The organism is Rhodococcus sp. ACPA4, assembly GCF_002300185.1.
GTDB lineage: Bacteria > Actinomycetota > Actinomycetes > Mycobacteriales > Mycobacteriaceae > Rhodococcus_F > Rhodococcus_F globerula.
Genome location: NZ_NSDY01000003.1, coordinates 217,570 through 236,921 on the forward strand (window position 1 = coordinate 217,570; position 19,352 = coordinate 236,921).

The following is a 19,352-nucleotide window of genomic DNA, read 5'->3' on the forward strand; positions in this document are numbered from 1 at the left end:
TCCATCTGGGAGCAGGCTTGTCCGGTCATGAGGTCCTGACAGTGATCAGCTGCAGCGAGTTCCAACCAATATCTGCTTAGCCTCGTCAAATCCGCCCCCAGCCTCTCGACGGTTATCCACACCACCGCGGCTCGGTGACCGGTCGCGAGACGGTCCGCTGCGATCATGCGCCAAGGGCGGGAATATCCGCGACACGCGACTGGTCGGCAACCTAGAGTTCAGCGCACTCCGTATCGAACGCCGCTAGTTTCGCTCGTCGCCATTCCACTACCGCGCCGTGCAGCCTCAATCTTGATCGGAGTGAGAGTTTCATTCGCTGTCATTGATCGTCCTTGCGTTCGTGGCCGCGAAACAGTTGCTAAATCGAGGAGTGTGATGACCGAAAAGAGGCGGACAAATGCACCCTCTCGACGCGATTCTCGACACAGCCGAGAGTATCAATACGTGTCACTTTGTGCAATGGTATATCGCATATGGATATGATGAGGCTGAGAGGACCTGGTGTCGGCACCGCCACCGAAAGGCGGTTCGACTCAGTGACATGACAAAACCGACGAAAGCTATGCTCAGCATTTAACCGTAGTCGAACCGGCGCACTCGCGAGTGTGTTCTGACTGATATTGCCTGGTTGAAGTACATTTTGGGAAGCCTTCCCACTGCCCAATTCGACCACTTCGAATCAAGAGCAGCGCAGATGTGAACCTTGCCCCCACAAGGTATCCGTTCCACATCGCAATATGTAACACCAGAAAGCAATACACAACGATCGACCAGGACCAGCAATACTTACCCACGGGCTGCGATCCGAATCGATGCATTGGTCAGTCACGCATACCGTAGGCTCTGGGGAAACAATTCGAACCCGGGGACACGATGACAAAGAAAACCGATCAACCCGATAATGCTGCTGAAGCCAGCCCCAATGCGATACAGGCCGTCGAACGTGCTGCGATGATCCTGTCCGCATTCACCGTTCGCAAACCCTGGCTGAGCCTCAACGAATTGACCGCACATCTCGGCACCAGCAAACCCACTGCACACCGCTACACAAAAGCCCTCCGTGCTGTCGACCTACTCCGTTACGACGAAGCCAAGGCGCTGTATTCGCTGGGACCCCAGATCTTGGCGCTGTCGTCAGCGGCCCGTGCCGGACTACCCATCATCACCGCAGCCGGCCCCTTCATGGATCGCCTCATGCGGGAGATCAACGAAACCGTCGTGTTGAGCATCTGGGACGGAAGCGATTCCGTTGTCGTTGTCCGCGCCGAAGACAACACCGACCGAACCACGAGAGTCAGCATTCGAGCAGGCACTCGGCTGCCGCTGTTCACATCCGCGCAGGGTCGCATATTCTGCGCATATGTCGACAACGACGATAATCCAATACTCGTCAAGCGAATGGGCCGGGTTCCCGGATTGCGGGAAGAGCTTCGGCGAGTACGTTCGAGCGGCTTCTCAGTTAACTCGCCCGACGGTCACGGAACCAGGACCATCGCCGCACCGGTATTCGCCGATGGCGAGGTAGTAGCAACGATTGCAGTAGTCGGGACCGCAGAATCCATCTCGGCAGCGCCCGAATCCCCCATGGTCCGCGCATTGCTGCAGACGACCGCAGATCTTGCATCCGGACTAGGATCCTGATTCTTACCGGGGCACAAGGATTTTCGTCACTCGCGCCCCGGCAATATCAAACTTTTCCACACGATTCGCCTGCCGACTCCTACCCTGCACAGCTATTCGCATCTGTTATCCGGACCTTTGACAATGCCTTCGATATCGGAAAAGTGCCGCCAACCGTCGCAGACGGTTGGCGGCACTTCTCCGACAGCAAGGCCCTCAAGCACGGTTCAACAACAGGTTCCGTCGTCTACTGGAGCCACATGGCGCACGTTCGTTCCCCGCCACGGCACCTGATCCACAAGTTCGCCCCGATTTACCACCAGTACCGGTTCCAGTCGTTTCACCGGCAGTCGATCATCGCTTGCGTCCGGCAGAATATCGGGTTCCGTCAACTGCTCGAGGACTGTGATCGATGCCATCCCTCCCTCTGCCAACACTCCGTATCCGTCCACGCTGATACCCAGAAGCTCAGCAGGACGTATTGTCGACGCAACAAGCGCATCGGACAACGGCATTCCCAGTGCAATCATTTTCGACATGACCGTCAGTAGGTCATATGCAGGTTCACGCCAATTGCGCAGGCTGAGATCAGATCCGATCGTATCCGGATAAAATCCTTGTTCGAGTGCGATACGCGCAACTCGATAGGCCAGTTGCGTCGTACCGTGGCCGACATCGAACAACACACCGCGCTCCCGCGCTGCGAGAGCGGCCTCATTCAGCCGGCCTCCATCGAGAAGCCCAGCGGACTTACCGTGGAATGAATGTGTGAGGATGTCCCCTGGACGAAGCTCGTCAAGAACTTCCTCGATCGAACATGCTGTCTCCCCGAAGTGCACCATGACGGCCTTGCCGATGCTCTCGCCTACCTCGATTGCTGCGCGCAAATATTCGAGTGGAGTTTCAGCTGCCTGACTTCGCGAGAGCCGAACCTTGACGCCCTTGACGATGTCAGGGTAATCCTTGCCGACTGCAATTGTCTTGTCCTGCATGACTGCTGCGGGCGACGCGAACTCGCTCACCTCCATGTTCGACAGACCCACCGAGGAAATATTGACGAACCCAACCACTCGGCACGGTGAATCCTCGACAATGTATCGACGAAAGCCTTCAAAATTGCTGCAACCGAAACTACCTGCATCGGCCACTGCCACAACACCGCGTCGAAGATGCGCCTCCACCACTGGAACCGACTTCTCGAAAACGCCGTCGTAAACATGAGTGTGCATGTCGACCAGGCCCGGAGAAACGATCTTGCCACGACAATCAACGACATGTGTTGCAGTGCCGGCGATGTCTTGGGCAATTCGTGCGATATGACGACCTTTGATGGCAATATCTGACGTGCGGAAGGTCCCCGTCGTAGATTCGAAGACGTTACCTCCCCTCAAAATTATGTCGTGCTGCCTGGCAGAGTTGTCTTCCTGCATTCGATTCTCCAAGCATTAGTAGTGGTACGCAGCACTCTGCGCACAAAATGACAGTTGCGGGCTAACGATATGCACGAAATCCACTGCCCTCGTAGTCTTTTCGAGGTGGCGCAAAAACATCGACATTGATGCAAAAATCGGTGACCGGTTCGATGTAATGCGGCTGCTTCGCGGGCACGAAGAGCATTGATCCCGCTCGCATTCGGTGCGGTACTCCGTCGACGTAGTAGTCCGCTTCACCCTCGAGTATCAACGCAAGTTGGTCGAAGTCGTCATGTGAATGAGGACGAAGCACCATGCCGTGGGACAAATGATGCCAACACAGCATCACGTCAGGTGTCGAGTAGATCTTCCGGCTCACTCCTGGGCGAATTTTTTCTTCGTCAATCTCGTCCCAATTCACGGCTACGGAAAGGTGCTGCATGTCGTTCACGATTGCTCCTGGATGGTCCCGATCGGGTCGTATGTAGGTGCAGATTCCGATGCCGGCGTCAATGTGCGGAGTCCACTTGCAAGAATCTGAAGGTCTGATCCGATCACGGTGTAGCGGTCTCCCCATCGGGTCGACATATCGAGTGACGACCGATCTGCAACCCACGATCCGGTCGGTACTCCCGCGTCGCGCGCAGCATCCCTCAACCGAATGCGCTCTGATCGATACGCCTCACCGTCGGTGGCACCCGCATCTCCCAGAGCGACGGACATATCTGTGGGGCCGTGGAACGCCACATCGACGCCGCGCACTATATGATCAAGTGGGTCAGACAGATTCGGTGACTCGATCTGGACAACGAGCACTGGCGGTTGCTCAACCTCTCCTGCCAGGTATTTCGGAATCCCTGCGCGGCCGTAATCGGCCTGGCTGTGCGCAAGACTGATGCTCCGTTTCCCCGACGGGGCATATCTTGTCGCCATTTTCAGATCGTCAACTTGCTTACGCGAGACAACATTCGAGAGCTGAATGCCCACGGCGCCGGCTTCTAACGCGCGATTCACATACCCGATGTCCAGCGTGGGTATGCGGACCAATGCCGGAAAGCCAAGTGCACATGCATATCCGAGAAGTTGACGGACACTGTCGTCACCGAGTTGAGAGTGTTCGGCATCGATCACAACAAAATCAAGCCCGGCGGTGTGCGCGATATCGACGACGCTGCAATCATCGATCTTGACGAATGTCCCTATGACAGTTGCAGTCTCGATTAAGCCTCGGCGAAGACCAGCACGCATATCCAGCATTCGCATCGACATCTCACACCGACATCTCTGAGGAATGCCCGGGCGAGGCCGACCACGATGAATTGACCAGCGGCGCCAAGTTGTTGACAGCAGTCGCAGCCTCAGCGAATCCAACGGCGATGATCCTGATCTTGCCTTCGAAGTCTGCGATATCACCGACCGCGTAAACCCTGGGTATGTTCGTCTGCATCGTGCGATCAACGAGGATACGACGCTGGTGGAGCTCGAGTCCCCACTCCTGCAACGGCCCCAGTTCCGCCAAGAAACCGAGCGCAGCCACCACCGTAGTCGCGGGGAGCGTCGTACGGTCACCGTTTACACCGCGCGCGACCACTGATTCGATGCGCTCGGTGCCACTGACAGATTCAATTTCGCATGAGGTCAGTACGTTCACTGACGAACTGCGAAGCTGAGCGACACTGTGTTCGTGCGCACGAAAGCTCCCGCGACGATGCACAAGGGTTACCGACGATGCGACCCCTTCCAGAGCGAGCGCCCAGTCCACCGCAGAGTCACCGCCGCCGACGACCACAACCTCGTGCCCGGCCAAGTCAGCCAGGCGCGGAACAAAATACTGGAGACCGCGGCCAAGGTAATCAGCTGCCGGTTCGAGCACGCGCGGTTCGAAGTTACCTATTCCGCCGGCTATGACAATGCCCTTGGCAGTGAGGGTAGTCCCCTGCGCGGTAGTCAGTTCCACTCCGTCGGCAGAGCAACTCAACTTTTCTGCGCGCTCACCGAGAACCCAGATCGGCTTCGCTTTTTGCGCCTGAGCAACGAGACCATCGATGAGTACCTGCCCCTTCACCTCTGGGAAACCGGCAATATCGAAGATTTCCTTCTCCGGGTACAGGGCAGAACATTGGCCACCGGGCTCCGGTAGCGAATCCACGATCGCGACGGACATACCTCGAAATCCCGCGTAATAGCCGGCATAGAGCCCGACCGGACCAGCCCCGACAATCACTACATCGACCTCATGGTTTCCGGACGGGCCAACGCCGTTCATACCCGTCGGGACCAGCGGATCTCTCACTGGAATCCTCTCAGCGGCGGTCTCCGGCACCGATGCCGCACTGGCGAGCGGTGCGGTGTGGGTTATGTACTCCGGCTCAGCGGTTTTCACTGCGGACGCCATGAGCGGCAACGCCGCGACGTACGGGTGATCGACGGCGAGGGGACCAATCTTGCGGGCACCTCCGGGTGAAGGCATTCCGAGGTTCACGAATACGGCCTCGTTGATCTCGCGGTACGGCAAGCGGTCTTCAGGCAAGTCTTCTTCATGGAAAATTGAGATTGTCGGACAAACCGGTTCGCATCGGCCGCATTCGACGCATTCGTCAGGATTGATGTACATCATTCGCGGGCCTTCGTAGATGCAATCCACGGGACACTCTTCCATACAAGATTTGTCCTGGATATCGACGCACGACTCTGTCACCACGTAAGCCATGTCACCCTTCCTTCATAAGCTCGCGAAGCGAGACCGAGCCCGAACGAGCACCGACGGTATTGACCAGCGGCGTGCAGGTTCCCACCGAAATCGTCACAACATCACCAACATTCAAATATTGCCCGGAATCGATCCCCCGTCCTTTCGGTCCACCTGTGAGCACGACATCTCCGGGTAAGAGAAGCGCGAACCGCGAAATGCGGGCGAGCAATTCCGGTACGGAATAGACCAGCTCGCGAGTGGAAGAATTCTGCCGAGGTTCTGAGTTCACCCAACTCCGGACCGCAATATCGTCGCGATTCTCGACGCAAGACAGCGGCAACAGTGTCGGACCGATCGCCGAGAACTGTGGGAAGGACTTCCCGAGCGTGGGATTATCCGTTGCCTTCATCACGTCTCGGGCAGTGGAGTCGTTTGCGGCAGTGATCGCGGCTACGTAGTCCCACGCATGTTCCTCGGACACGTCACACATGTGCCGACCAATCACGACGGCCAGCTCGCCCTCATAGTCAAGCTGGTCTGCGATTGTGTCTGGTGCCCCGATCTCCGCACCCGGATTCGCCAGGCTGCTCGGAGCTTTCATGAAGATGGTCGGATTGCCCGAGCGGACAAACTGCGTCCCCGTCTGCGGTCGATAATTCGATCCGACACCCCAGATCGAAATCCGACGTCCCAGCGGGGTCAATACTCGGGCATCAGAGAATGCGATCTCGTTCCGAACCGGCGCCTTGCGAAGCTCCTCCAATGTGGATCCAGCCGCAAGAACTTCCGAAAGATCCGCAAACTCTTTGGCCAGCAATGTAATTGATTCGCCCTCTAAAACCCCGATGCCATCATCGGTAAGAAGCAGCTCCATGGCTCGTATATTGCATTGCGAGACGCCATGATGTCAAGCAATACGTGTGGCGTGCACACGCTCTGCGGCGACCGCGCCGGAACGGCTCGGCTACAGCGCCTCCACCAGCGCAGCTGGGATCGATGCACGAAGCCAGAGCGCCGGACTGACACTGCCGGTCGATCACAGCCCACCGCTGTTAACATCAAGCAAGACAATGAATTTCAGGCGATCCGGGGTTCCAACATGGAATTGTTGATATATTCCGTGCGGACCATTTACGCGAATGGTCAAGAAATAGTCACAGTCGGCTTTCCGTCGACGGATTGTCAGGAGGGGTCTGAGTGGAACTCGTGGGTGACGTGCCACTGACGCCCCTGGGAATCACCGTCCTGGGCCTACTGTCCGAGCGTCCGATGCACCCCTACGAAATGTATCGACTTGCCTCGGTTCGCCGGGGGGATCAACTGGTGAAGATCAAGCCCGGCTCGCTCTATCACACGGTGTCCATCCTGGAAAAGCGGGAACTTCTCGCCTCGATCGGTACCGATCGTGAAGGAAATCGTCCTGAGCGAACGACCTACGGGATCACCGCACGAGGCCGGATGGCCCTCGAACACCAAACGCGTGAGATGCTGGCAATTCCAGTGCGGGAGTATCCGCGACTGCCACTCGCACTCGCCGAAATGCACAACCTCCCGGCCGCGACCGCGTGTGAGATGCTTCGAATCCGCCTCACGCATCTTGACGAGACAATTGCGAACTTCGAGACCGACTACAAAGCGATGAATGGCGTGGAAAAGCCACGAATCTTTACGGTGGGCGCCGATTACGCCCACGCACTCACGGTCGCCGAACGAGAGTGGATCAACGCATTGGTGAACGACATCGAGAGCGGCGAAATGCCCTGGCTTTCACAAGAACTCATCGACCGGATGCCCGGATCCACATACTGAATCGCAAACTCCACCGCGACTGAACTACGCGATCGACACGACCGGCCTGACCACGTCGGATGCGACCCGGGCCATGAGCTAGGCGATTCTGGCCCTTCCAGCCCTTGATTCTTCACTCTCTGCCGACCTGGTGGCGGCGCTTCCGCCGCGTCCTGAGGTCGATGCTGCGGGAAATGCTTGACAATCTCGCCCGATGCCCACAGCATATCTCGTACTACGAGTTACCGAATCGCAATGCGAGATGGCAATCGTCCCGTACACCACGGCGTCAGTCGAAATCTTGCGGACAGTAGTCACCACGTCAGGTAGTTCGAGGCCCGCGTGACTCCACCAGCCCGAAAGGACACACCAGTGAGACCCTTCCAGCGAGGTAATGCCGCAAAGGTGGCAATGGCTGCTGTTGTCGTACTCTCGCTCGCAGCGTGTGCGAGCAACGAAGCATCCGGCAGCGAGCAGGGAAGCAAGGAAACTGCTTCGACCCCAGCGGGGCAGCCTGATGTCAACGGAGACGGCAAGGTCGTCATCGGAATTCTCAGCCCGGGCGACATCAACGACGGAGGCTACTTCCAGAGCTTCGTCGATGGTGCGGAGACGTTCTCAAAGCCCAAGGGCTGGACGGTCATCGCTCGTGGCAACGTCAGCACAGCCGATGCCCTGAGTGCCGCTCGCGCCTTGTGCGCGCAGAAGGTCGACATGATCGCCCTGGGTGCGGGTTCGCTCGCCGACGCGATCCCGGCATCCGAGGAACCGGCGTGCAAGAACACCGTCTGGTACGTCCCCGCGCAGGGCAACATCGCGCAGACTCCGCGTATCCTGCTCTCCGAGGACAGCGTCAACCAGAACCTTCTGGCCGCGGGCTATGCGGCCGGCCTGCTGATGCAGGACAAGCAACTCAACCAGGCCGGTTTCGTCGGCGGCCTCGACGTCGAGTTCGAGCGACGCGCTGCGGCGGCATTCAAGAGCGGCGTTCGCTCGGTTCTGCCCGATGCCAACGTGCTGACATCGTTCGCGGGCGATCAGAACGACTCGGCCAAGGCCAAGGAAGCCACCCAGGCGCAGCTGCGTCAGGGCGCCAAGGTCATCTACCCCTATCTGGGCGGATCGACTGATGCTGCTGCCCGCCTTGCCAATCAGGCGGGCGCGCTCACGCTGACACCGGGAACCAACCGGTGCGCGTCAACTGATCCGACGTTCGACATCTCGGTCATCTTCGATCCGGGCTCCTACCTGACCGCGGCGCTTGCACAATTCGCCGACGGCAAGCTCGAGATCGGCACGAAGAAGACATGGAAGATGGGTGTCGACGCCGTTCCAACCGTCAAGTTCTGCAACGGAACCGACGAGCAGAACCAGAAGCTCGATCAGTTCATTCAGGATATCGGTTCAGGAAAGATCAACGCCGATGACGAAGTCAAGCGCCTTGGTTCCTGAGGTCGCGCAGCGGGTTTCCGGGATTGCTACGGCGGTCCCGGAGCCAGCGTTGGAGCTGCGCGGAATCAACAAAGCCTATGGCAAAGTCGTTGCCAGCGAGAACGTCGATCTGTCGATCAAACCCGGTGAGATCCATGGACTTCTGGGTGAGAACGGCGCCGGCAAGTCCACCCTCATGAAGATCCTTCTAGGCCTGGAAAGACCGGATTCAGGCATCATCCGTATTCAGGGCAACGAAATCCGCATCGCCAACCCGCAGGACGCGCGCAAGCACGGGATCGATATGGTCCACCAACATTTCAGCCTGATCGGGCCAATGTCAGTGTGGGAAAACGTTATCCTCGGAGACACCGGTGCGATCAACCGGTCGTCGGCCTGCGAGCAGATCGAGCACGTGGCCCACCGTTACGGACTGCCAATCGACCCGCTCGCGCGAGTCGATGCACTGTCCGCCGGCGAACGGCAGCGGGTCGAACTGATCAAGTGCCTGCGCCGTGAGCCAGAGTTCCTGGTTCTCGACGAACCGACCTCGGTCCTGACACACGAAGAGTCCGAGGAACTGTTCGACGTCCTGCGGCGCATGGTTCAGTCGGAAAACCGGGCCGTGATCCTGATCAGCCACAAGCTGGCCGAAATCACGGCCGCGACGGACGCGATCACAGTCCTACGCAAGGGACGCGTCGTGTTCCATCAGGAAACGTCGCTGACGACGCACCAGGAACTCGCGCGTCAGATGGTCGGACGCGATGTCTCGCTACTGGCCGACGCGGCAGCGGTCGGTGTACTACCCGTCCCGGGTGCCGACAGCCGGACGGGTGAATCCGCTTCTGATTTCTCGAACCAGCCGGCTGCCTTGAGCCTGCAGGAACTGACCGTCGTCCAGGACGGCGCAGTGCTGCTCGACAAGTTCAGTCTCGACGTCGCTCCGGGCGAGATCGTGGGCCTGTACGGCGTCGAGGGCAATGGTCAGTCTGTGCTCGGCGATATCCTATCGGGCCTGGTCCTTCCCAGCTCCGGCTCCATGTCGGTCCAGGGCGAGATCGTCGACCTGGGACGTGCTGACGCACTGACTCGCGCGGGCATCGGCATCGTCCCGGAAGATCGGCACCGCTCCGGTGTCATTCTCGCTCTGAGCGTTGCCGAGAACCTGGCGATGAAATCCCTGAACGCTGTCAGTGGACGCTTCCTGCTGTGCCAACGTGCGATGAGGGAGAACGCCCAGCGACTGATGGTGGAGTACAACATCACTGCCCCGTCGGTAGATGCTCCCGTCGGCCGATTGTCCGGCGGTAACCAGCAGCGACTGGTGCTGGCACGTGAGCTCTCCAACAAGCCGCGCGTCTTGGTGGTCGCCCAGCCGACCCAGGGACTGGACATCGGTGCGATCGAAGACATGTACTGCCGCATTCGCACGGTGGCGTCGCAAGGTATTGGCGTGCTGCTGATCTCGACGGAGTTGGAAGAGGTGATGACGCTCGCATCCCGAGTCGCTGTCATCTCCTCGGGCATTCTCAGTGGTGTCCTGGCCGCCGAAGACGTGACCGCCGAGCGTCTCGGCCTGATGGTGGGAGGAGCGTCCTGATGGATGCGTCGCAGAATCCGGCCGAGTGGAACTCGGCCGAACCGAACCGTTGGCGTGAACTGCTGGTCGGGCTCAAACCTTCACGGTCGACCGCTCAGCTTGCCTTGGTGACGGCCGGGGCCGTCCTTCTGGCGATGGCACTGTCGCTGGGGCTCATCGTCTGGACCGGTGGTTCCGCGTGGGACGCGGTCAACGCGCTCTACACCGGAAGCATGGCCTCGACGTCCGCTTGGTCCACGACCTTGCTGTACGTCGCTCCGCTCTTGCTGGTCGCGATCGGATCGTGCGTCTCGATGCGCGGCGGCATCTTCAACATCGGCCAGGAAGGTCAGGTGCTGATTGGTGCGCTAGCTGGCAGCTGGGTCGCACTACGACTCGCGCTGCCCGGAATGTCACTCGTGATCGCGACGCTGGTAGCAGCAACCGTTGCCGGCGCTTTGTGGGCCGGCCTGAGCTCACTGATGTATCGACTGCGCGGTGTCAACATCGTCGTCAGCACCTTGCTGATGACATTCGTCGCGATCCAGATCGTCGGCTTCGCCGTGAGCAAGGACTGGTGGCTGCAGGCTTCCCGTATCGGCGATTCAGTCGTGGAGAGCCAGTCCAATCAGCTACCGGCCAACGCCCGGATGGGATCCTTCGGTGAGTATCCGAATATCCAGATCAACGGCGGACTGATCATTGCGTTACTGCTCACGGTCGCCATCGCGCTGCTGGTGTCGCGCTCGCGCTGGGGCCTTCAACTCAAGATGATGGGCCTGAGCCCGATCGCAGCCAAACATGCAGGCGTCAAGACGGGCCGGCTCTCGGCCTTGGCATTGACCATCTCGGGGGCGACTGCCGGCTTGGCCGGCGCAATCCTGGTCACCAGTCCCGTCGGCACCAATCGCCTTCAGCCGGAAGTCTCGAACGGAATCGGTTGGGACGGTCTGCTTATCGTCCTGGTCGCTCGATCGAACCCGCTCATCTCCGTTCCCGTTGCATTGTTGTTCGGCGTGCTACGCGCCGGCGGAGGATTCCTGGCTTCGACGGGAGTGCCGTCGTCGTTGGTCGACGTCATGAAGGCGTTGCTCGTGCTCGCCTTCGTGGTGCCCCCCGCCGTGATGCAACTCCTCGAGCATCGACGCAAGCGGGCCAAAAAGCCCTTCATCACGACTCCGGCCACCAAAAATCCGACGCCCGAGGGAGCTGTGGCATGACTGCGGCAGACAATTTGACCACGATCCTGTCCAGCGGAATGCGGCTGACTGCACCACTGGCGTTCGCGGCGTGCGGTGAGTACCTTGCGCATCGTGCCGGTGCAATCAACATCTCCGTCGAGGGCATGATGCTCGGCGCGGCCTTCGGCTCAGTCGCCGTCGCCAGCGCGACCGGCAGCGCCACAACAGGTTTGGTGGCAGGCGCCCTGGTTGGCCTCGTCATCGCGATGGTCCACGGAAACCTCGTGCATCGCGCCCACATCAACACATTTGTCGTGGGTCTCGTCCTCAATGCCCTGGTCCTCGGTCTCACGACATTCCTGATCGCGATCAGCACCTTCACGAGCCACCAGGTCACCAAGATCGAAATACCACTCTTGTCAGACCTACCGCTGATCGGCGAAGCCCTGTTCACGGGGCGATGGCCGATGTATCTACTGGTGCTGATCATCCCGCTGACCTGGTGGCTGGTCGAACGCAGCAGGTGGGGTCTCGAACTCCGGGCCGTAGGCGAAGATCCCATCGCGGCCGACCTGACGGGCATCGAGGTCAACAAGCGTCGGCGTCAGGCGCTGATGTGGTGTGGTCTGCTGGCCGGACTCGGTGGTGCATATCTGGCTGTCGGTGAGGTCGGTTCGTTCAACCAGAACATGACCGACGGTCGTGGCTACATCGTGCTCGCCGCAGTGATCTTCGGCGGCTGGCGTCTGGGTCGCACGATGCTGGGTTGCGTCCTGTTCGGCCTGGCCGACGCGATGCGCCTGGCACTGCCGTCAATGGGACTGACGTTGGACAGCCATCTGCTGATGGCAATGCCTTACCTGCTGGCGATCGTGGTGATGCTGATGTTCGCGAGCTCCAAGCGTGAACCTCGAGCGTTGGCGAAACCCTTCCAACGAACTATCTAGAGCGCACCTCGGTCTACGACACCCTCCGAGGACCTCGGGGGGTGCCGCGCTGTCCCCGGCCCAGCTTTGACCGCAGCGTGCCGAAATGCCAAAGCGATTCGTGGCCTACCGGTTTCGACCCACATCGACTGACACGAGCATCACATGGTGCACAGCGAAGCGACGCGACTGCTCATGTCTTGATGGATTGGCGTATCGACAGCACTCAAGGGAGCACCACTGCCCTTGTAGCGAGTCGCGATGATCTCGGCGGCGATCGACACCGCTACTTCCTCGGGTGTCCGAGCTCCGAGATCGAGTCCGATCGGACTGTGCAGGCGTGCGATATCGGACTCGTTCACGCCTGACTCCCGCAGCCGACGATTTCGATCCTCGTGAGTCCGCCGACTCCCCATCGCGCCCACATACAGAATTGAGTGGTAGCGAAGCGCTGTCGAAAGTAACGGCACGTCGAACTTCATGTCATGAGTGAAGATACACACCACGGTGCGTGAATCAATGCGTCCGGCGGATATCTCGCGTTCGAGGTATCGGTGGGGCCATTCGACGACAACATCATGCGCCGCCGGGAATCTCGACGCAGTGGTAAATGCAGGGCGTGCATCGATCAGGGACACTCGGTAGCCGAGTTGTCTGCCCTGTTTGACTACGGCCCCGGCAAAGTCGTTGGCTCCGAACACCAACATACGAGGAGCCTGCGTGTGCGGCGCAATCAGCACCTTCTGGTCTGGGTAGGTGAATACCGACGTCTGACCGCTTGCCAGCGCACGGCGAGCATCGACGGCAACCAAATCTTCCAACATCACTGAGTCGCAATGCAATACGGCGTCGGCGCTCACTACCACGTGTTTACCGAGCATCCCCGCGTCGACGTGCTGGACAACCGTGGCAATCACGGCAGGCACGTCGGCGCGAAGACTGGTGATCAGCGAAATCAATGCCGCACTGTTCGACCCCGAGATCGGTTGGACGAATACGTCGATGGTCCCGCCACAGGAGAGACCGACCGAGAAGGCCGCGTCATCGTCGACACCGAAGTGCTCGAGAGTGGATTCTCCAGTTTCCTGCGCGTACTGACATGCAGTTAATACGGCTCCGTCAACACACCCGCCCGAGACAGAGCCCATAACCCTCCCGTCGCCGGTGACGATCATCGAACTTCCGGGTGACCTCGGCGCCGAGGCGAAAGTCGATACAACAGTGGCAAGTCCGAATGTGGCTCCGGCGTCGACAAGTAGGGCCACATCGTCAACGACGTTATGCATGACGACCTCGGAGACGACGATCATCGATCCCGCGTTCTGCGGTCACTGCAAGCATGCACGTTATCTTACATTCCGAGACATCATCCTGCACAGCGTTACGAACGCGCCACGTGCGCCGGCGCCCGACATCAACGACACCCAATTTTCTTACGTTGCAAAGGAATTCGGCATGCGCGAATACCCGGCACCGAAGATCAGTGCCGGGTATTCGCGCCACCTGAGAAGAGTTACAGGTCAAGCACCAAGCGAGGTGAGCAGGACCGGCTCACGCAGATGATCATGGAATGCCCGGACTCGCGCTCGGTCTCACTGAGTACCTCGTCTCGATGGTCGGGCTCGCCCGCGATGACGCGGGTCTCGCACGATCCACAGAAGCCCTTCTCGCAGTCATAGGCGACGCCCGGGACCACTTCGCGCACAACCTCGATCAGTCGCTTGTCCACCGGGACGTCGACAACAATGCCGGATCGGGCGAGCTCGACCTGAAACGGAACATTGTTCTCCGTCGAGGTGAGTCGCGCTTCCATCTCGTCACTCGCAGCGAAACGTTCGACGTACAGCCGGTCCGCTCGACCGAGGTCGTCGCACATACGTTGCACCTCGGCGATCATCGCGCCGGGACCGCAGCAGTACACGGCGGTCGCCGGCCCGCTCTGCCCGACAGCCGACCGCAAGTCCGGGAATCCGCGCTCGTCCTGGGGAACCAACTCCAGGTCGATCCCCTCCAGACCGGCCAGCTCGTCGACGAACGCCATTGTGCCGCGCGAACGTCCACCGAAGAGCACCCGCGCCGGCTTGCCGCGCGCCGACAGTGAACGCGCCATAGCCAGGATCGGAGTCACCCCGATGCCGCCTGCGATCAACAGGTAGTCGTCTGCCTCCACCAGCGGGAAGTGGTTTCGTGGCCCACGGACCGTCAATTGGAGTCCGCCGACGGCAATCTCATGGAGTTCCTCGGATCCACCGCGACCGGACCGCTCGCGGAGCACACCGATCTGATAGGTCTCCGGATCATCGAGACGCCCGCACAGCGAGTACTGACGTAGGCGGCCCGACGGCAGCCGAACCTCGAGGTGAGCACCCGGATCCCACGAGGGAAGCTTCGAACCATCCGCGGCACGCAGGGTCACCGCGATGACATCCTCAGCCATCACGTCGACTGAGTCCATCACGACGTCGAAGGTGTCGCCACCCTGGCTCGCAACGGTAAACTGCTCGACCTGCTCACCGACACGGGCACCGGGTGTGAAGGTCGCCGGGATGACGTCCCAGCCCATGTGGTTACCACGCGAGGCGTACCCCACCACCGCCTCGTGGTCGACCTTGTAGTCGGGCAGCCGAGTCAGGACCTGATGAATCATCTCCTGGAACATCGCCCGCGCGAGGTGTGCACCCGGGCAACGGTGCGTACCAATGCCGAAGGTCAGGTGGCGGCTCGCGTCGCGGTCGAGGCGGACCTCGTGAGGCTCGCTGAACACCTCCGGGTCATGGTTCGCAGCGAACCAGGGCACCAGGACACGCTCACCGGCCTTGACTGGGCAGCCACCGATCTCGGTGTCCGTGGTCGCCGTCCTCGACATCGCGGTCACCGAACCGTAGCGGCGCAGGAACTCATCCGTTCCGTCGATCAAGATGTCCGGTGCGTCGATGAGTTGCTGACGCATCTCGGGATGCTCGTCGAGGTGCACGAGCACCGAACCGGTCAGCGACGTCGTCGTGTCGACGCCGCCGGTGACAGCGAGGCCGATCACGGACAGCAACTCGGCGTCATCGAACAGCGAGCCGTCAGCCTTGCGTTCCTGCACCAGCACGCTGATCGCATCGGTTCCAGGATTGGCGCGACGCTCGGTGATGAGCTCGGCAATCCGCTGTTCCATGTAAGACATGCCCTCGTAAGCGCGTTGCGCCCGCTCGCTGCCCGGCTCGGAGGTGAAGACGTCGTGGATCGGAGCACCGATCCGAATCCAGTCCTCCTCCGGGAAACCGAGCCAGTCCAACGTCACCGCACTGGGCAACGGATTGGTCAGCGCCGTAACCATATCCACGCTGCCGGACTCGATGAACCCGTCGACGATCCGCGAGGCGTGCCGCGCGATCATCGGGCGCAGATCGTCGATGGCGGCCGGCGACAGGACCAGGTCGAGGAGCCGGCGGTACTCGAAGTTGTCCGGCGGGTCCATCTCGAGCGGGTACTGCATGTTGCCGCCGAAGGGCCCACTCGGGATCACGATCGCGGTTCCCTCGAGGTCACCGGCGGCGCGCGTCGAGGAGAACAGCGCGTCATTGCGCGCGACGTGGAATACGTCGGTGTAGCGAGTGAGATAGACGTAGCCGTTCTCATGCGCGGTAGACCGACCGACCGGACATTTGTCGCGGAACGCCTCGTAGTAGCCGACGATGTCGTCGCGACATTCCGGCGAATGGTGGTCGAAGTTCTCGTAGGTTGACATACCCGTCCTCATCGGCCGTTGCCTGTGTGAGCTAGATCTCAAGGAGACTAACAACGTCTTGCAAGGTGAGTCAACGTCTCGCATTGCGCAATCGTTAGACCTGCCCTAACGTCGGGGAGACAGCACGTGTCGGCCGTTCGTCCATGACAAGATCCAGGATCCAGAGGGACACCTGACTCAGGGCGCTCCGAGCCGAACCCGGACACGATAAGGAACTGAACATGCGAACTAGAGGCGCCATCGTCCGCACCGCCCCCGGCCCCTACGAGATCGTCGACCTGGAGGTAGCTGACCCGATCGAAGGCGAGGTCCAGGTCCGGCTTGTCGCTGCCGGCCTCTGCCACTCCGACGACCACGTCACGGTCGGCGACTCCCCTACCGCCATCTACCCTTTCGCGCTCGGTCACGAGGGCGCGGGCGTCGTGACCAAGATCGGTCCCGGTGTCAGTGACGTAGCGGTGGGCGACCACGTCGTCTTCTCCTTCCTGCCCGCCTGCGGCCGCTGCCGGTGGTGTGCCCGAGGGCAGCAGAACCTGTGCGACGAGGGTGGCAAGGTCTGGATGGCCCCGGAGGTCCCCCGCGTGCACCTCGCCTCCGACGGCTCCCCTGTCGGCCAGATGTGCGGTGTCTCTGCCTTCATGGAGACCACCACCGTCTCGGCGCGCTCAGTGGTCAAGGTAGACAAGGATATTCCCCTGGACAAGGCCTGCCTCGTCGGCTGCGGCGTCGCCACCGGCTGGGGCGCTGCCGTGCACTCGGCAGCAGTCCGGCCCGCGGACGTCGTCATCGTGATGGGCATCGGCGGCATCGGCATCAACGCCGTACAGGGCGCCGTACACGCCGGCGCCACCACCGTGATCGCGGTCGACCCCGTCGAGTTCAAACGTGAGCAGGCCAAGCGCTTCGGTGCGACTCACTCTTTCGACAACATGGACGCGGCCGCTGATCTCGCCCGCCAGCTCACCAACGGCCAGGGCGCCGACTCCGCAATCGTCACGGTAGGCGTCGTCCAATCAGAGCACGTCGGCGATGCATTCTCCGCCATCCGTAAGGGCGGCACCGCCGTCGTGACCGGCCTCGGTAACAGCGAAAACACCGGCGCGCCCATTAATCTCGCTGAGCTCACCCTCTATCAGAAGCGCTTGCAGGGCTCGCTCTTCGGCCAGTGCAACCCGACCGCCGACATCCCGGCACTCCTGGACATGTACCGGGCCGGTGCACTCAACCTCGACGACATCGTCACGCAGACCTACTCGCTGGACGAGATCGGCCGAGGCTACGAGGACATGCACGCCGGCAAGAACCTGCGCGGCGTGGTGCTCTTCGACTGAGATACCCATCAAAGGAAGCGGGGCCGCGCCGATAGGTGCGGCCCCGACTTTCGTGGGCCCTGCCAATCAATTCGTATGCCTGTCAGCCGATCTCGCAGACCGACATAGTTCCGCAATGCAATACAGCATCTTGACTTATGAGATCCAACGGGCTGAAAATGGGCGTGTGAACACCCTTGAGACAACTCCCGCACCCGCACCGCCGACGGGCGACCACTCCGGCACCTTCATCGCTGGCGAATGGCTTGACCGAGGTCCTGCGTTCCCCTCGATCGATCCTGCCACGGGCGACACTTACGGCCACATCCTGGCCAGCGAGGTCACCGATGTCGACCTCGCCGTCGCCGAGGCCCGCCGCGCTGCCCGCCAATGGTCACGAACCTCCCCGTCCGAACGAGGAGCGATCCTCGGCCGCTGGGCTGGACTGATCTTCCAAAACCAGCATCGCCTCGCGGCGATCGAGGCCCGCAACGTCGGCAAGCCCCTCTCGGCCGGACTGCTGAACGTCCAGATTGCCGGGTCGATCATGCAGTACACGGCCGGTGGAGCTGACAAGCTCACCGGTGCAACCCTGCCCGTTCGCCAACCCGACTACTTCGGATTCACGCGCCGCGAGCCGCACGGCGTCTGCGCGATCGTGTTGCCGTGGAACGTGCCCGCCGTGCTCTGCGCCGCCAACTTGGCACCCGCACTCGCTGCAGGCAACACGGTGATCCTCAAGCCGTCCGAAGTTGCCCCTCTGGCGATCCACGCGCTCGTGGAACTGGGCCAGGAGGCCGGAATCCCGCCAGGTGTCGTGAGCGTCCTCACCGGCCTCGGCGCTGAGCTCGGTGCCGCACTGGTGAGCCACCCCGGCGTGAACCACATCAGCTTCGTCGGCTCGGTGGCCACGGGCCGCCTGGTCATGCAGGCCGCCGCCCAGAACCTCACACCGCTGAAGGTCGAGCTGGGCGGCAAGTCGCCCAACATCGTCTTCGCAGACGCCGATCTGGATGCTGCCGTACCGGCGATCGTACGTTCGATCACCGAGAACGCCGGCCAGAACTGCAACGCCGGATCGCGACTTCTCGTGCACGCAGACGTAGCGGACGAGGTCCGGACGCGGGTCGTCGACTCGATGTCCGCGCTCCGGATAGGCGCCTGGCACGAGGACCTCGACATGGGCCCTCTGGTCAGCCAACTGCAGCATGACCGGGTCAGCAAGTTGATCGACTCCGCGCTCGGCGACGGAGTCGACCTACTTCTCGGCGGATCGCGCCCCGAGGGCCACACAGTCGGCCACTTCCTCTCCCCCACAGTGCTTTCCGTCTCCGATCGAAATGCGCCAATCGTCTCGCAGGAGATCTTCGGACCGGTCCTGACGGTGGAGACATTCACCGACGAAGCCGATGCCCTGGACCTTGCCAACTCCACCGATTTCGGGCTGCTGGCTTGCCTGTGGACCAACGACGTCTCGCGCGCGCTGCGGATGTCTGCCGAAATCGGTGCCGGCCAGATCTCGGTCAATCAGTTCTCCGACGCGGGCGTCATCGGACTTCCGTTCAACATGTACAAGCACAGCGGCTTCTCCTCCGGTAACGGCTACCGCGGGCTGTACGAGTTCACCCGTGAGAAGGCCGTGGCGATCAAGCTCCTCCCCTGAGCAGCCACGCA

15 protein-coding genes and 1 pseudogene are annotated in these 19,352 nt (G+C 60.9%); 8 read left to right on the forward strand and 8 right to left on the reverse strand.

The genetic code is table 11. The features are described from left to right. Window positions 1-873 precede the first annotated feature (873 nt). Window positions 874-1,641, forward strand: coding sequence for an IclR family transcriptional regulator (locus CJ178_RS31155; RefSeq protein WP_095888905.1), 768 nt, complete (start codon window positions 874-876; stop codon window positions 1,639-1,641). A 206-nt stretch (window positions 1,642-1,847) separates the two neighbouring features. On the opposite strand, the gene CJ178_RS31160 is transcribed toward CJ178_RS31155, so the two are convergent. The 6 genes and pseudogenes from CJ178_RS31160 to CJ178_RS31180 all read right to left on the reverse strand — a co-directional run bounded on the left by CJ178_RS31160 (window position 1,848) and on the right by CJ178_RS31180 (window position 6,598). Then, on the reverse strand, window positions 1,848-3,050 hold the full coding sequence (locus CJ178_RS31160; RefSeq protein ID WP_095888906.1) for an amidohydrolase family protein: 1,203 nt from the start codon (window positions 3,048-3,050) through the stop codon (window positions 1,848-1,850). A gap of 61 nt (window positions 3,051-3,111) precedes the next feature. After that, a complete protein-coding gene (locus tag CJ178_RS31165) occupies window positions 3,112-3,474 on the reverse strand; it encodes a cupin domain-containing protein (RefSeq protein WP_257013672.1) in 363 nt (120 codons plus the stop codon). Between the two features lie 5 nt (window positions 3,475-3,479). Then, window positions 3,480-4,295 carry an HpcH/HpaI aldolase family protein gene (locus CJ178_RS31170; protein WP_179300896.1) on the reverse strand — a complete coding sequence of 272 codons (816 nt, stop codon included), beginning with the start codon at window positions 4,293-4,295 and terminating at the stop codon, window positions 3,480-3,482. Between the two features lie 7 nt (window positions 4,296-4,302). Further along, on the reverse strand, window positions 4,303-5,427 hold the full coding sequence (locus tag CJ178_RS31175; RefSeq protein WP_306453234.1) for an NAD(P)/FAD-dependent oxidoreductase: 1,125 nt from the start codon (window positions 5,425-5,427) through the stop codon (window positions 4,303-4,305). Continuing rightward, window positions 5,425-5,742 (reverse strand): annotated as a pseudogene (gene fdxA, locus CJ178_RS33100) (ferredoxin); the annotation flags it as partial. The gene CJ178_RS31175 and the pseudogene fdxA, both read right to left, overlap by 3 nt. 1 nt (window position 5,743) lies before the next feature. Next, entirely contained in the window at window positions 5,744-6,598 is an 855-nt protein-coding gene (locus CJ178_RS31180; protein WP_095888910.1) for a fumarylacetoacetate hydrolase family protein, read from the reverse strand. A gap of 332 nt (window positions 6,599-6,930) precedes the next feature. On the opposite strand from CJ178_RS31180, the gene CJ178_RS31185 reads away from it, so the two are divergent. The 5 genes from CJ178_RS31185 to CJ178_RS31205 all read left to right on the forward strand — a co-directional run bounded on the left by CJ178_RS31185 (window position 6,931) and on the right by CJ178_RS31205 (window position 12,653). Continuing rightward, window positions 6,931-7,533, forward strand: coding sequence for a PadR family transcriptional regulator (locus CJ178_RS31185; RefSeq protein WP_095889118.1), 603 nt, complete (start codon window positions 6,931-6,933; stop codon window positions 7,531-7,533). 351 nt (window positions 7,534-7,884) lie between these two features. Continuing rightward, window positions 7,885-8,964 (forward strand): BMP family lipoprotein, encoded by a 1,080-nt coding sequence (locus tag CJ178_RS31190; protein WP_218833769.1) that lies wholly within the window; start codon window positions 7,885-7,887, stop codon window positions 8,962-8,964. Further along, entirely contained in the window at window positions 8,936-10,546 is a 1,611-nt protein-coding gene (locus tag CJ178_RS31195; protein WP_095888912.1) for an ABC transporter ATP-binding protein, read from the forward strand. Before CJ178_RS31190 ends, CJ178_RS31195 begins: the two co-directional genes overlap by 29 nt. Continuing rightward, entirely contained in the window at window positions 10,546-11,745 is a 1,200-nt protein-coding gene (locus tag CJ178_RS31200) for an ABC transporter permease (RefSeq protein WP_095888913.1), read from the forward strand. Before CJ178_RS31195 ends, CJ178_RS31200 begins: the two co-directional genes overlap by 1 nt. Beyond that, entirely contained in the window at window positions 11,742-12,653 is a 912-nt protein-coding gene (locus CJ178_RS31205; protein WP_095888914.1) for an ABC transporter permease, read from the forward strand. The genes CJ178_RS31200 and CJ178_RS31205 overlap by 4 nt, the downstream gene beginning before the upstream one ends. 140 nt (window positions 12,654-12,793) lie before the next feature. Here CJ178_RS31205 and CJ178_RS31210 read toward each other — a convergent pair whose 3' ends face one another. Together CJ178_RS31210 and CJ178_RS31215 are read right to left on the reverse strand one after the other, a co-directional pair. Further along, a complete protein-coding gene (locus tag CJ178_RS31210; RefSeq protein ID WP_257013624.1) occupies window positions 12,794-13,942 on the reverse strand; it encodes an XdhC family protein in 1,149 nt (382 codons plus the stop codon). 203 nt (window positions 13,943-14,145) lie between these two features. Beyond that, window positions 14,146-16,368, reverse strand: coding sequence for a cytochrome P450/oxidoreductase (locus tag CJ178_RS31215; protein WP_179300897.1), 2,223 nt, complete (start codon window positions 16,366-16,368; stop codon window positions 14,146-14,148). 221 nt (window positions 16,369-16,589) lie between these two features. Between CJ178_RS31215 and CJ178_RS31220 the strand changes: the two genes are divergently transcribed. After that, window positions 16,590-17,699, forward strand: a complete 1,110-nt coding sequence (locus CJ178_RS31220) for an NDMA-dependent alcohol dehydrogenase (RefSeq protein WP_095888916.1) — start codon at window positions 16,590-16,592, stop codon at window positions 17,697-17,699. A gap of 166 nt (window positions 17,700-17,865) precedes the next feature. Beyond that, a complete protein-coding gene (locus tag CJ178_RS31225; protein WP_179300898.1) occupies window positions 17,866-19,341 on the forward strand; it encodes an aldehyde dehydrogenase family protein in 1,476 nt (491 codons plus the stop codon). Window positions 19,342-19,352 lie beyond the last annotated feature (11 nt).